Origin of the sequence: Luteibacter flocculans (assembly GCF_023612255.1) — a bacterium.
GTDB lineage: Bacteria > Pseudomonadota > Gammaproteobacteria > Xanthomonadales > Rhodanobacteraceae > Luteibacter > Luteibacter flocculans.
On record NZ_CP063231.1, the window covers coordinates 1,243,593 to 1,256,327 of the forward strand.

Consider the following 12,735-nt stretch of genomic DNA (forward strand, 5'->3'; position numbering starts at 1 on the left):
TTGAGCTTGACGTCAGGCTGTTTCATGGAGGCACCGTAGGCATGTGTGGACAGGAGCAGGAGGAGGGCGGTGAATACGCCGCGTTGCAGCGCTGTCGTCCTCATGGGCCTGCGCCCGGCAGGGTCGGCGCCGCCTGTTGCTGCTGTTGCGCCTGCTGTTGTTGATGGGCCGTGTTGGGGGCCTGCTGTGCCACCTGTTGCCAGGCGCGGCTGCTTTCCTCGACGGACGTCGCCATGGCCTGCTGGGTGTTCACCTCAGCGACTTGTTTGAAGGGCGATTGCGGGTCGCCTTGCACGGCGTACGTGCGGGTGGCGTCCTCGTTGAGTGCCACGTGGTCGATGCGGTGCAGGCCTTCCTGCTTCGCGGCGACGGTCAGCGATGCGGCAAGCCGTTCGCTGTTATGGTCCGGCGTGCGCTGGTGCTGGGCGTCCAATCGATGGACGCCTTCGCGTGCCTGGCGGTAGATCTCGTGGCCTGGATGCGACGCGTCGTCTAGCCGCGGCGCGCCGTGCGTTTGGGCCTTCTGCAACGCTTCCGTGGTGCGCGGTCCGACGATACCGTCAGCAAAAAGTCCATGCGCGCGCTGGAAGTTTTCCACCGCTTCTTTCGTATGCGCACCGAAACGGCCGTCCGGCGAAAGCGGGCGACCACGCTCGTCGCGAACGCCGAGTGCATTGAGGTTCTCCTGCAACGTCCGCACGCTGGCGCCGTGATCGCCTTCGCGAACGACATGCGGAGCTTCGGCGTGCGTGCGTGCGGTCGTTGGCGGGGCATGGTTGACGTGCCCGACCTCGCGATCGCGCCAGAACGTCTCCGGATTGATCGGACGCCCGTGCGCGTCCTTCATTTGATAGTGGACGTGTTGGGCGTACTGCGTGGCGCCATCGGGGCCACGACCGCCCATGTGGCCGATCGCATCTCCCACCTGCACGTGCTGGCCCACTTTGACCGACTGCGATTGCGTGTGCAGGATCTCGTGACTGTTGCCTTCGGCATCGCGGATCTTGATCGTGCCGTACTGGCCGCCCACGAAGGTGACTTCACCGGCGATCGGCGAATGCAACTCGGGATGGGTCAGGTTGACGCCGGCTTGGCCGCCTTCGTAGTTGAAATCCGAGCCGCCGTGAGGCCCCTTGGCGCGATGTTCGCCGTAGTGACCGGTGATATGTGCCGAGTGGTTACCCTGCTTGGGCAGGATGACATTCATGACGTCTTGATATGGCATGGGTGCATCCTCCGGGTCAGAGCGAATCGTCTTTCACGCGATACAGGTGCCAGCAATCGTCCTTCCGGAAGAAGAACGTCATCTGGTAATCGGTATCCGGTTTGACCAGCTTCACGGCGATATCGGTAGCGCTGGTGTCGGTGCGCTTGGCCGTCAGGCCATCCTTTGCCTGATCGGCCTGGCTCGGCATGATCGGGAAGGTGACCTGGTCCTTGGGCAGCGACTTCGAAACAGGCTTCGGTTCCGGATCGGCGTTGGGATCGACCGAATCGCTCTGCAGGGGATCGGTCACATAGGTCTTCTGCACGCTGACGTCGTTTTCGAAGAGCGGCAGGAACTGGTCGAAGCTCGCCGCCGGGCAGGTCGTCGCGCTCGCTGCTGCGGTGGATGGCGCAGCAGCGGTGCTTACATCGGCGGCGGTGGCTGTCGTTGCCGGGGACGGAGCCTGCGGAGGCGGCGGAGACGACGGGCCGCAAGCCGCCAGAAGCGCGGCAGCCAGGATGCATATTGCGCTTCGCGCAGCAGTACGCAGCGCGCGAGCAGGCGGGAGTCCGTGAAACTCGTGGATGGCGTGAATCATGCGGTTCTCCATCATGGCGCTCCCATTCCCGGATGCGTGGGAGCGTTGGTCTGCTGCTGAGGCGCTGGCGCGGTCGCTTGTTCCGGCCGAGCCTGGGGCAGGGCGGATGCGCTCTGGTCCACGGGCGTGTTGACCGCCTGCGCTGTCTGTACGTCGGCAACGCGCTTGTGCGGCGACTGCGTATCGCCGGCCACGGCGTACACACGGCTGGCGTCGTCGCTCAACACCACGCGGTCGATGGACGTCATGCCTTCCTTCTTGGCCGCCACGGTAAGCGCCGCGGCGAGGTTCTCGCTCTGCTGGTCCGGCGTGCGATGGTGCTCCGCGTCGAGCTTGTGCACGGCGGCCCGTGCCTGCTCGAACAAGGCATGGTCCGGATGCGACGGGTCGTCGAGGCGAACGACAGGCTGCCGGGTCGCCGCGTCGAGTGCGGCACGTGTCTTCGGTCCGGCCACGCCGTCAGCCGCCAGATGATGATCGCGCTGGAATGCTTCGAGCGCAGCCTGAGTGCCGGGACCGAACTTGCCGTCCACCTGCAAAGGCTGGCGATGCGCGTCGGTGTAACCAAGCCCCGCGAGGCTGGCCTGGAGTGTACGTACCTCGTCGCCGTGGGCGCCGGTGCGCAGGGTCGAGCCGTGGTCGGCGTGGTGCGCAGGCGCGGAGTGCGCGGGCAGCGAAGCGGCGCCGTGCTCGAGACGCTGCATCACCTCGGGCGTGAGCCGTCTCTCCCAGTCGTGGAAACGCGTTTGCCGATCTTCCAGGCCGTTGTACTTGCCGTTGACGGCGTGCGTCGCCGCCCGCACGTCTTCGCGCGCCTGCTCCGGCACGCGGTTCTCCCAGTACCACACCGCAATGCGCGAAGCATTCTGCGGGTCCGCTGCGAGTTCCGGGTGCTTGACCAGATCGAGGTCCAGTGCCTCGCCAGCGGCGCGGTAGTTGTCCTTGCCGGTGAGCTGGATGTAGCCACGACCATGGTATCGCCAGCCGTCACCGGGGGCGTCGTTGCCGTTGCGGCCGCCATACATCAGTTCGGCAAGGCGTTCGGGGCGCCCGTGCAAGGCCTGCAGACGGGCGGATTCCAGGGCTTCGGGGCCTTCGCGCCAAGCCGACTGGACGGGAATCTGCGAAATATTCCGCGTGTAGCGGAAGCTTTCCTCCAGCCGGTTCAGGCCGTTGGATTCATGAGTGACCTGGGCCATGAAATTGGCCAGCTCCCTCGGGGACCGGATCCCAGCCGCATAGGCTTCGGTCAGGACCTGCGTTTCACGATCAATCGCCATGTGTAGCTCCTGGTTGACTCACGGAATTGCTCGCTTCCTGCGTGTTTCAAACCAGCCGGTCCTGGCGGTTTCACATCAATGCGTAACGCTCAGGGCAACGTCACCTCCGGCAGGGTGGAAGGATCGAAATCGGAAAAGGTCACGGAGCCGAGTTCCTTCGGGGTCAGCTCGGACGACTTGTACTTCCCGGTGATCGTGTCGTCCACGCGGCGTACCACGCGGGTCACGAACCAGTTCTTCTTTTCCGGCGCATAGGTAAAGGTGTATTCGTCGGACCAGTGCTCCCGGCTGCCGCCACCGTTGACGATGGTGAAGTGCCCCGCGTCGATCTTCGTGAAGCCGTAGGGATCGCCGGCCACGCCGCCGCAGGTTGCGCACGGCACCACGTGCGAATTGGACGCTGCCTTCTGCAGCACGCCCGAGGCGTCGCGCACGAGCAACAGCACGTCGCGTCCTGGCGAATCATCCGTCTTTGCCGTCGCCGAAGAGGGCGGGTCGAGGATAAGAATGACATCGGCTCCACCCTTGTCGGTCAGCGCGCCCTTCACCGAGTCGAGGACCTTCGCCCCACCTGTCGCGAATCGTGTCAGGTCATCCATCTTGCTTCCTTTGGTCGGTGCGGATGCGGATACCGAGTGAGACGTGGGTGCGTACGGGTTGTTCTGCGCGTTGGCCCATGGGCTGAGAAGCAGCAGGGCGCAGGTACTCAGGGAAAGCAGGGTCGGATGTTTTGTCATAGGTCACCATTACTGCGGTGGTTTGTGCTTCGTATCCAGTGTTCAAGCGATGAGCGATACATGCCCGTTCATATGTAGCCGACCGTCTGTTCTAAGATTTCGAGCGCGAAGTCAGATCTAGCGGTTCAAAAGCAAGGTGGCCTTGCCGGCCAGCGCCTGACATGGAGAAACACCGAGCAAGAAGGGCACTGCACAACGTGTTTCGGCGTATCTTCGCCGCCACGTGTCGACGCGGATGATCATGACTGGTCAACGAACCCGCTCAGGCATGCTGCAAGCCGAGTAAACAATCTTGCATCCGGTGCCATTCTTGCGACATGCGCCGAGTGCTCCGTCCTCGGCCATTTGCAGGTTCTTATCGGTGGATGCTCCATATGAATCATCACTCCAAGCAATGGCCGCGCACTGGTTGTAGTAGGTGAGCACAACTTTGCATCCCTGAGCCCCCCGGGCCTTGCAATCAGACATCGCATCATGAACGGCAATCGCCTTCGTGTCCCGGTCAGCAATCGTTCCAGCGTCTCCAGCATCCTTGTCGAGCGCAATCGCTCCCCATTTGTCCTTCCAAACCGGCGCGGGCGCGACTGGTGTCGAAGCATTTGGGGCGTTGTAACCTGGCATGCCTGCAGCGTCTGGCGGAACGCAGTTTCCTCCACCTGTATTGACGCTGGTCGCACACTGGCCCCACGCAGGAGCTGAGATAGCCCCAAGCACAAATAGCCAGGCGAACGCGTGTGCTCTTCTAGGCCGCGTCGCTTGAGCCACATTGGCTTGGTCCTCATCAAGCATGCGTATTATCGAACGCGTTGAGGCTGTACACATGCGGTGTAAACCGTTTTGCATCCCGTTCCGCCGGTCGAGCACGATTCGACGGCAGCCTGGGATGCGCCTTGCAGCGATGGGTCATGAGCGATGCCATATGATTCATCGCCCCACGCAACGGCCGCACATTGATTGTGGTACGTCAGCTTCACCTCACAGTTTCGCGCTCCAGTTGCGCGGCATTCGTCCATGGCGATTCGAATGGCTGCGGCCTTGCTTGTTTGGTCCGTGGCAGTGCCTTTCGCGCCACCCTTCGCGTCCAGCACGATCGCACCCCACATGTCCTGCCACACGGGAGGGGGCGCGGCCGGTGCGTATCCGCCTGGTGGAACATTACCTGGCATACCCTGAGCGTCTGGCGGCACGCAGTTGCCACCTCCCGTGTTCACGCCAGTGGCACACTGGGCGAATACGGCCGAAGTATGAAAGCAAAGCAAGGCTAGAGTGATTGAGGTTTTGCTGAAGATTCTCCTCATGCTTGCTCACTCCTACGGATCTCATCGGGTGTTGCTTTATACCCGGAAGATGAAGTAGCCAACGCACCCGTATGCGCAAACGGGTTCGACGATTGTCCCGTCGAGCCCACCTGTTGCCCTCTGCTCGGATCGCTGGATGGCGGCAGATAGGTCGGCGAACCCGGCGGACCATAGCCGCCACCGCGGCTACCCGGCGGCTCAGGCTTGATATGTCCAAACGGCGAGTACGAGTTGAACTGGCCGAGCGTGCCCTGGAAGAAGGAGGCGGCCATGGGCGGGGCGCTGATGATCATGGTGGTGAGCAGCAGGCCGAGACCACCCTGCTGAAGTGCCATGCTGTTGATACCGTCGGTGCTGCCCGCGCCACCCAATTCCGGCATGGATAGCAGGTACTTCACGGCAAAGGAGGCGGTGACGGCCGCCATCATCTTCATCGCGATGGTCACCATGACGCTCAGTACCGCCAGCGAAAACACCGTGCCGATGCCATAGAGAAGCCACTTGCTGAATAGTTGCTTCGTGGGCTCGAACAGCAAACACATGATGAAGATCGGGCCGAAGCCCACGAAGAGGGCAAGGGCGATCTTATTGAGCAAAAGCATGGAGCCGGCGATGACGCTCGGTCCCGCGATGCCTATACCGGTGAACCAGCGATCGCGGTCCTTCGCATCCTGAGCAGCCTGGTCGCCGCCCGTGTCGATGGCGTCGATGGTGCCCATCGCCACTTCCATGCCCGCGAGATTGTTGTCGATGTGCTGGAAGGGACTGCCGCTCTCTCCCGTGACGTACTGAGCGATCGTCGTCGACATGCCGTCGCTCAACGTCCAGTACACGGAAGACGACGAATAAGCGGCCGTCGTGGCGATGAAGACCACGAGGGTTGCTTTCAGCGAATCGCCGACGAGAACCATCATCGGCTGTCGCGACTGCCCGGTGACGATGCGGAATCCCTGGAACATGATCCACACGGTCAGCACCGAGACGGCGACGAAGCCGATGATCGTTGCCGAGCTCGACAGCAGCTTCCACTGCATGATGTCGATTTCAGTGCGCAGGAAGTCGTTGATCGTCTGAAAGAAGACGAAGTTCGTCGCCGTGTCGAGCGGCCCTGCAAGCATGGCAAGCGCCGAGTGACCAGCGAGCATACCGGTGATGTCAACCATGACGCCGTGTTCCGTTCATGTGGATGTGAAGAAGCGAATCAGAAGCCATTGGAGTCACCGATGCTCAGGGTCTGCATGCCAGAGGGCTTGGCGCTTTGCACGCCATCCAGCGACGCCTTCAGCGCAGCGCCCGTAGCCAGGCCACTGATCGCGCTGCCGATGTTGACGTCTCCGATGCCGGGCAGGGAGATCGAACCCCAATCCGAAGGCTGCTTACCCGTGCTTGCCGCGTTTGCAGCGATGGTCTGCTTGGCGCGCAGGAAGCGCAGGTTGGCCTCGTAGGCGTAGTTCACGGTCTGCATCTGCTGCTGGTCGAGCGCGATCAGGTTGTAGAGCGCGGTGAGCTTGTTGGTGTTGTCTTCGAGCTTGCCGAACTGGTTGGCATCGCTTGCCTGGATGGCTGCCCGCTCCTTGAGCAGCTCGCGCAACATGGCGTCACGCGTTGCGGTGTTCTTGTACATCGTCAGCATGTACTGGTACTGAGCGTTCTCGATGTCGACGATCTGCTGGCACGTCGCCTGCTGCGGTTGAGCGACGGCCTTGCAGCGCGTGCCGTCGTCAAGCTTGGTCGTGTCCTCCGGCAGGGTCTGCGTGGGGTCCTTCACGCGAGCGCCCGGCTGCTTCTCGTCGTACGTTCCGATTTTCAGCTTCTCGTTGATGGCATTGATGTTGCCATTCACCGTGGAACCATCGCCCAGCGTCTTGCCGAGCACCGAGTTGATGTCCGTCGTCTGAGTGACGGTGTCGTTGGTGTGTGTCTCGATCTGCTTAAGCGTGGCGTTGGCGTTGGCGTCATTCACCGCCCACTGCGCATGGGCAGCGGGGGCGGCCAGCGACAGCGCCAAGGCGAAGGCGGCTGCGCCGAGCAGGCGGTGAAGGAGGGCGTTTTGCCGACGGAGGGTCGAGGGAAGGGTCATGGTTGGGTTCTCCAAGGTCAATGCGTGCCTGGGTCAGCGGGCCGCCGAGCGGGCAGGACGCGTCGAGGGGGAGGCGGGCGACGGCTTCTTGCCGCTGCCCTTTCGGTGTTCGTAGAAGGAGGGAAGCCACTGGTCCGGCGTGAGTTCGTCTGCCGGAACGCCCAGGTCCTCCGCTTGTCGCGCAAGGACCTCGTGCATGATCTCGATGTTGTCCGTGGACGCGGAGATCACCGCCAATGCGTCATCCATGCCACGCAGATTCAACTGGCACACTGCAGAGGCGTGCCCCTGTTTGACCAGGAAGCGGCGAGAGCGCTCGTCGAGACTCACCACCACCTGGTACTCCGCGTCGGTCAGCTTGAGGCCGTTGACGTAGTCCTCGCGGCTGGCGTTCGGATTGGGTAGCAGGATCATCGTGGCGGTCTGCTCGATGAGTGCCGCGGAGATGTCGCTGGCCAGCGCATCCTCGGGGCTTTGCGTGGCAAAGATGCCCATGCCGTTCTGCTTACGAATGGTCTTCTGCTTGTTCTTGGCAAATTCCTTGAGACCGCCCTTGCCGTCCAGGATCTTCCAGAACTCGTCCATGACGTAGATGAGGCGGCGGCCATCGATCAGGGCTTCGAGGCGGTGCAGCAGATAGTTGATGACCGGCGCGCGGACTTCAGGGTTGTCGATGATCTCGGTGTAATCGAAGCCGATGATATTGGCGCGGGAGAGGTCGACCGTATCCTTCGGATTGTCGAAGACCCAGCCAAGCGAGTTGCCCGCAGTCCACTTGCGCATGCGAATGAAGAGGCCGTCGTCGCCGAGATTCGGCAAGCTCTTCTGGAAGTTCGTCATGTTCCGAAGATGCATGGGGGTGTCGAGGATCGCCTCGACGGCCCGGTAGATGTCTTCTTCCTCACGGGAGCTGTAGACGCTCTTGCCGGCCAGCACCTTGATGAGATCAGCCAGGAACTGGACGTTCTCCTCCGTGCGCTCGCACTGGAACGGATTGAAGCCGGTGGGCTTGCCGTTTTCCAGGGCGAGATAGTTGCCACCGCAGGCGCGAACGAAGATCTCGGCGCCGCGATCCTTGTCGAAGAAGAAGATCGTGGGCGCCGGGTCGAGCTTCTGCACCTGGCTCAACAGGAAGTTGATGAGTGCCGTCTTACCGGTACCGGATTTGCCGATGACCATGGTATTGGCGATGGCCTTTTCACCGAACGAGTTCTCGGCCGGATGCGTGGCGTGGAAGTTGAAGTAGTACGGCTGGCCGTTGGTCGTCTGCAGTGTCGTGACGCAGTCGCCCCAGGGGTTGTTCTGCTTCTTGCCCGTGGCGAAGTTGTGCAGTGGCGACAGGCCGAGGAAGTTGAGCGAGCTGACATTTGCCAGACGAGTGCGGTATTTCCAGTTGCCTGGGAACTGCGCATAGAAGGCCGAAGTCACCGCCAGGTCTTCCTTCACCGACACGAACCCTGCATTGGACAGCTCGGCACGCGTGGCGGCGATCTGCTGCGACAGAGCTTCCTGTGCGGTCGAGTAAACGGCCATGGTGAAATGGTACTCGCCAAGCACGAAGTTGCCCGACGCGAGCTGGTCCATCGCCTGGTCCATTTCGATGATCTGGCTGACGGCCTTGTCGCCGGAGGAGATCATCATGCCCTTGGTGCGCTCCAGGGCCTTGAGCGCATCCTGGCGGCCCATGGGGCTGAAGGAGTGGGTGATGACGTATTCGAAATCGAGGTACTTGAGCCCGTTGAGGATGCCCGGATAGGTCCCCTCGACGTACTCCTTGATATTCAGGATGGCGCCGAAATGGTTGACGCCGTTAGGGGTCGTCAGCACGAAGTCGCCCGTCTTCGACGAAAACCGTTGCCGGCTGACCGGCAGGTAGTCCTTCACTGGGGCGGAAAGCACCGGCACTGGCTCATCGAGGCGATTCAGGATGTACCCGTAAAGTTCGAGCACTTCGGAGAAAACGACCCCGTTGGGTGCTTCATACATGCCCATGCGCGTGGGCGCATAGTCCTTGAGTACGGCCTCCACGTTGCCGGCCAGTTCCAGGATCGTGGCGATCGCTTGCGCTTGCTCGGCCTGAAGCCGTTCGACGTTCGACGATTTCTCGACGAAACGTTTTCCCGAGACGACAGGGCGATAGATCATCGTCAGGTAAAGCTCGTTCTGCATGAGCTTCTGACTCGAAAGCGAGTCGTAATAACCGTCCGAGAGCGCCTGATTGAAGCTATGTTCGAACTTGCTCTTGTCCTTGATGCTGCGGCGGCGACGGATATCGTGCACCCAGAACGCCACGTTTACGAAGTCGGGCGCTCGCAGCGTCTGCAGCATGCGATTGAACGTGTTATGGCGGTGCTCGATTTCCCACTCCTCCCTGCCTACGAACGGCAGGCCACCGAGGCGCCACACCAGCAGGAAATCGCCCCCCGTCGTCTTGAGGACGGTCGGCGAGACGTGGGTCGAGAATGGAATGAATTCGCCGATCGCTGCATCAGGAATGAACATGGCTCTGCCTACCGTCAAACGCACTGGAAAGGCCCTGGCAGAAATCTGCCAGGGCGGGAGTCGCCTTATCGCTTCGCCTTGCCTGGCTCGCGATAAGTGTTGGGCGTGAAGACCCACATGCCGTCGTGCTCGGCCAGATTCTTCACTCGGGTCCTGAACTGAAGCCGCAAGCCAAGCAGGCGGAAGATCAGCTCATCGCGGCGTGCCATCTGGCGCATCACGAAGATCGAGCAAGGAATCCAGAGGAGCCACCACATGTTGAAGTACATCGCCATCAGCAAACCGCTGCCCGCCCCAAGAAAGAAGGGCACATAGGGCACGCCCATGAACATGGGTGGGCGCGTGCAGCCGCGGAAGAGCGCGTTCTTATGCATGGAAGTGAAGCAGGTGCATAGCCATCTGCACCGAGTCCATGAGGAACGTAGCGGCGCCACCGCTGCTCGACACGCAGGCGGTCGAGTCACCGCTGCCGCCCACAACCATCTTCGCTACCTGCGCGGCTGCACCGATCAGCACGCCGCCTACGAGAGCCGGCGCCACGTCGGCGATACGCTTGTGGGCGAACGCGATCTGGTAGCCGGAGAAGATCACTGCGATGGTAACGACAACGATCGAAGCGGCGTTCAGCAGGGAGTTGATGTTCTGGAAGAATCCACAAACCTTCTTCGAGGTCTCGGCCACGTCCTGGGCAAGGCCGATCGACGGCAGGAGCAGGACGGCGGCGATCATCAGGAAGACGGCCATCTTGTTGAGCGACGTGCGGTCAGCCGGGGTGCTGGGAAGTTTGGACATCTCGTAGTTCCTTCGTGTTACTGGGCTGGGTACGGTTGCGCGAGCACAACCGGGTTGATGACGGCTACGGCTTCCGTAGCCGGTTTCGCAATGACCTGCTTCGTGCAGGGCGAGAGCAGGTCAGAAAACAAAGGCGCCATCGCCTCCTCCCTGGCGCAGATCCGCCGGATCGCCGGCGGGTGTCGAGGGTGGCGTCGGGGCAGCGGCGGCGGCTGGCGCAGGGTCGTTCGGGCCTTGGACCTGCGGCACGAAAACGCCGTTGTCGTTGGCCGGCCCCGTGCCTGTCGCATTGGCCGATATGCCGATCTGCGACATCACGGCGGCGGTTGCCGGATCCGTCGGGATCCTGCCCGATGTCACCGACGGGCCTGTGCCAGGCACCGCACCGGGAAGAGGGAGTGCCGCGTTGCCTTGCAGTATCGGCGCGATCTGATTCTGTGCCGCTTGGGCTGCCTGTAGCGCCTGGGCGATCGATGCGGCGTCCGGCTCCATTCCGGTCATGTTGGTACTGGGAGTAGGCGTCTGCGCTCGGCTTGGTGGCGGGAGCCCTGCGGCCCGAGCAACGGCGGGAGCAACGGCGGCCGCGACGGCGGCATCGGCGACGCTGCGCATGGCCACGCGGTAGGCGGACCCGTCCACAGGAACCACCGGCGTTCCTTTGTTCGCGGCGTTCGTGGAGGTGCTCACCAGCGGGATCGCCAAGGCATTCGCAGCGAGCGCGCTCTGGCGTGCCATCGAATCGAATATTTTCTGGACGTAACCGTCCTGGTAGCCCGTCGTGAAGTTGCCGGAGTAGTAACAGCTGAACGCCTTGCCCCAGTCGCCGCCAGCACTGGTGTAGCACTGGGCGAGGATCTGCGATCCGGCGACGAGATTCGGGCAGACCTCGAACGCCTTCTCGTAGGTATCGAGGCCGTACTTGCCGAGGTTGGCGCGGTTTACCTGCGCCACACCCAACGAATAGTTGTAGCCGTTGGCTTCGAGCATGCGCACGGTCGCCACCGCTTCGCCAAGGTTTGCGGGCTGGCGCACGAGCTGGCCGCCGACGACGCCGATCGCAAACGGGTTGCGAGACGATTCGACGTTGACGACGTGCTGCATCACCTCAGCCGGTACGGCAAGGTTGGGGCAAGCCATCATTTCCATTCCTGGTACCACCGTTACAACTCCTGTCTAATGACCGATGTGTTTCGTGTGTTACCCCCCGTCCGGGGCCAGGCCCCGAGCGGGGTTGAAGTCGATGCCGGTAATGTGGCGGCGCCCGGCATGCGCCTTGATGTGGACAATGATGTCGATGGTGAGCATCAATAGTCGCTTGATCGTCGAGAACTCGAGTCCTGCACCTTCGTTGGATGCCTTCACCATCAGGCCCAACTGGTCCCACGTCTGCTCTACGCTGCCGGCGTGGCAACTGGTGATGGAGCCGGGGTGACCGGACGCGCAGTTTCGAATGAAGTAGAAGGACTCGTCGCCGCGAAGCTCGGCCAGGATGATCCTGTCGGGCTTCATGCGCAGACACGCCTCCATGCAACTCTTTGCGGTGACGTTGGCTGCGCTCTGACCGCCCTTCGAATACAGCAGATGGACGACGTTAGGCTGGTCGATGAACAGCTCTCGCGCATCCTCGATGGTCACCAGCCGTTCGTCTTCCGGAATGTGCCCTACGAGCGACTTCATGAAGGTGGTCTTGCCGCTGCCGGTGGCGCCCGCCACCACGATGTTCTTCTTGTTCAACACCGCGTGACGGAAGAAGTCCGCGTAGCGCCGCTCGGCGCGTAGTTCGAGCAGTTCGCGATCCGCTTCACTGATGGTGTTGGCGCCTTCGAGGACCTGATCGAAGAAACCGTCTTCCTGGTATTGCGCCAGCGTCTTGCTCTGGCGCGAGGGGAGGCGGATGGTGATCGATACACGGCCCGCCTCGCATGCGGGCGGGATAACGAACTGCGCACGCTGCCCGGTGGGGAAGGTCAACGAAACGACCGGATCCACGTCGGTGATGCGCTGCCCCGTATTGCTCTCGTTGACCACGGCGGTGCAGAACTGCCGAGCCCGCTCGTAGGTGAGCGACGGAACGTCCACCCGCTCCCATTTGCCGCGGCGCTCCAGATAGAGCTCGCCGGGCTTGTTGATGCAAATCTCGGTGACGTCGGACGACGACAGGTAATCCCGGATACCCAGTACCTCGTACTGGTAATCCAGAAAGTCGTTACCGACGGCGGCGAGAGCGGGTTCGTTCATCGA

13 protein-coding genes are annotated in these 12,735 nt (G+C 62.1%); all 13 read right to left on the reverse strand.

Annotated elements, in window-relative coordinates:
• Positions 1-100: 100 nt before the first annotated feature.
• The 13 genes from IM816_RS05295 to virB11 all read right to left on the reverse strand — a co-directional run bounded on the left by IM816_RS05295 (position 101) and on the right by virB11 (position 12,732).
• Complete coding sequence (locus IM816_RS05295) at positions 101-1,225, reverse strand: XVIPCD domain-containing protein (RefSeq protein ID WP_250340056.1); 1,125 nt, start codon at positions 1,223-1,225, stop codon at positions 101-103.
• Positions 1,226-1,241: 16 nt separating this feature from the next.
• Complete coding sequence (locus IM816_RS05300; protein ID WP_250340057.1) at positions 1,242-1,805, reverse strand: hypothetical protein; 564 nt, start codon at positions 1,803-1,805, stop codon at positions 1,242-1,244.
• An 11-nt stretch (positions 1,806-1,816) separates the two neighbouring features.
• Positions 1,817-3,085, reverse strand: coding sequence for an XVIPCD domain-containing protein (locus IM816_RS05305; protein WP_250340058.1), 1,269 nt, complete (start codon positions 3,083-3,085; stop codon positions 1,817-1,819).
• Between the two features lie 89 nt (positions 3,086-3,174).
• Positions 3,175-3,684 (reverse strand): hypothetical protein, encoded by a 510-nt coding sequence (locus IM816_RS05310; RefSeq protein WP_250340059.1) that lies wholly within the window; start codon positions 3,682-3,684, stop codon positions 3,175-3,177.
• 387 nt (positions 3,685-4,071) lie between these two features.
• Positions 4,072-4,443 carry a DUF4189 domain-containing protein gene (locus IM816_RS05315; protein WP_250340060.1) on the reverse strand — a complete coding sequence of 124 codons (372 nt, stop codon included), beginning with the start codon at positions 4,441-4,443 and terminating at the stop codon, positions 4,072-4,074.
• Positions 4,444-4,616: 173 nt separating this feature from the next.
• Entirely contained in the window at positions 4,617-5,120 is a 504-nt protein-coding gene (locus IM816_RS18830; protein WP_425602614.1) for a DUF4189 domain-containing protein, read from the reverse strand.
• Positions 5,117-6,283: a TrbL/VirB6 family protein gene (locus IM816_RS05320; RefSeq protein WP_425602615.1), complete on the reverse strand. Its 1,167-nt coding sequence runs from the start codon at positions 6,281-6,283 to the stop codon at positions 5,117-5,119. Before IM816_RS05320 ends, IM816_RS18830 begins: the two co-directional genes overlap by 4 nt.
• A 38-nt stretch (positions 6,284-6,321) precedes the next feature.
• A complete protein-coding gene (locus tag IM816_RS05325; RefSeq protein WP_250340061.1) occupies positions 6,322-7,200 on the reverse strand; it encodes a hypothetical protein in 879 nt (292 codons plus the stop codon).
• 33 nt (positions 7,201-7,233) lie between these two features.
• Complete coding sequence (locus IM816_RS05330) at positions 7,234-9,702, reverse strand: VirB4 family type IV secretion/conjugal transfer ATPase (RefSeq protein ID WP_072323029.1); 2,469 nt, start codon at positions 9,700-9,702, stop codon at positions 7,234-7,236.
• Between the two features lie 65 nt (positions 9,703-9,767).
• The gene (locus tag IM816_RS05335) at positions 9,768-10,076 is read right to left on the reverse strand and encodes a VirB3 family type IV secretion system protein (RefSeq protein WP_072323030.1); all 309 of its coding nucleotides are present in this window, start codon (positions 10,074-10,076) and stop codon (positions 9,768-9,770) included.
• Positions 10,069-10,494 carry a TrbC/VirB2 family protein gene (locus IM816_RS05340; protein WP_250340062.1) on the reverse strand — a complete coding sequence of 142 codons (426 nt, stop codon included), beginning with the start codon at positions 10,492-10,494 and terminating at the stop codon, positions 10,069-10,071. The genes IM816_RS05335 and IM816_RS05340 overlap by 8 nt, the downstream gene beginning before the upstream one ends.
• Positions 10,495-10,614: 120 nt before the next feature.
• A complete protein-coding gene (locus tag IM816_RS18835; protein ID WP_425602616.1) occupies positions 10,615-11,652 on the reverse strand; it encodes a lytic transglycosylase domain-containing protein in 1,038 nt (345 codons plus the stop codon).
• 39 nt (positions 11,653-11,691) lie between these two features.
• Positions 11,692-12,732, reverse strand: a complete 1,041-nt coding sequence (virB11, locus tag IM816_RS05350; RefSeq protein ID WP_250340063.1) for a P-type DNA transfer ATPase VirB11 — start codon at positions 12,730-12,732, stop codon at positions 11,692-11,694.
• Positions 12,733-12,735: the final 3 nt, after the last annotated feature.

What these genes read in the sequence shown, in the direction of transcription:
- IM816_RS05325 (WP_250340061.1), bottom strand. Translation starts at nt 7,200, where the DNA reads ATGACCCTTCCCTCGACCCTCCGTCGGCAAAACGCCCTCCTTCACCGC.
- IM816_RS05300 (WP_250340057.1), bottom strand. Translation starts at nt 1,805, where the DNA reads ATGATTCACGCCATCCACGAGTTTCACGGACTCCCGCCTGCTCGCGCG.
- IM816_RS05340 (WP_250340062.1), bottom strand. Translation starts at nt 10,494, where the DNA reads ATGTCCAAACTTCCCAGCACCCCGGCTGACCGCACGTCGCTCAACAAG.
- IM816_RS18830 (WP_425602614.1), bottom strand. Translation starts at nt 5,120, where the DNA reads ATGAGGAGAATCTTCAGCAAAACCTCAATCACTCTAGCCTTGCTTTGC.
- IM816_RS05320 (WP_425602615.1), bottom strand. Translation starts at nt 6,283, where the DNA reads ATGGTTGACATCACCGGTATGCTCGCTGGTCACTCGGCGCTTGCCATG.
- IM816_RS05310 (WP_250340059.1), bottom strand. Translation starts at nt 3,684, where the DNA reads ATGGATGACCTGACACGATTCGCGACAGGTGGGGCGAAGGTCCTCGAC.
- IM816_RS05315 (WP_250340060.1), bottom strand. Translation starts at nt 4,443, where the DNA reads ATGCCAGGTTACAACGCCCCAAATGCTTCGACACCAGTCGCGCCCGCG.
- IM816_RS05305 (WP_250340058.1), bottom strand. Translation starts at nt 3,085, where the DNA reads ATGGCGATTGATCGTGAAACGCAGGTCCTGACCGAAGCCTATGCGGCT.
- IM816_RS05330 (WP_072323029.1), bottom strand. Translation starts at nt 9,702, where the DNA reads ATGTTCATTCCTGATGCAGCGATCGGCGAATTCATTCCATTCTCGACC.
- IM816_RS05295 (WP_250340056.1), bottom strand. Translation starts at nt 1,225, where the DNA reads ATGCCATATCAAGACGTCATGAATGTCATCCTGCCCAAGCAGGGTAAC.
- virB11 (WP_250340063.1), bottom strand. Translation starts at nt 12,732, where the DNA reads ATGAACGAACCCGCTCTCGCCGCCGTCGGTAACGACTTTCTGGATTAC.
- IM816_RS05335 (WP_072323030.1), bottom strand. Translation starts at nt 10,076, where the DNA reads ATGCATAAGAACGCGCTCTTCCGCGGCTGCACGCGCCCACCCATGTTC.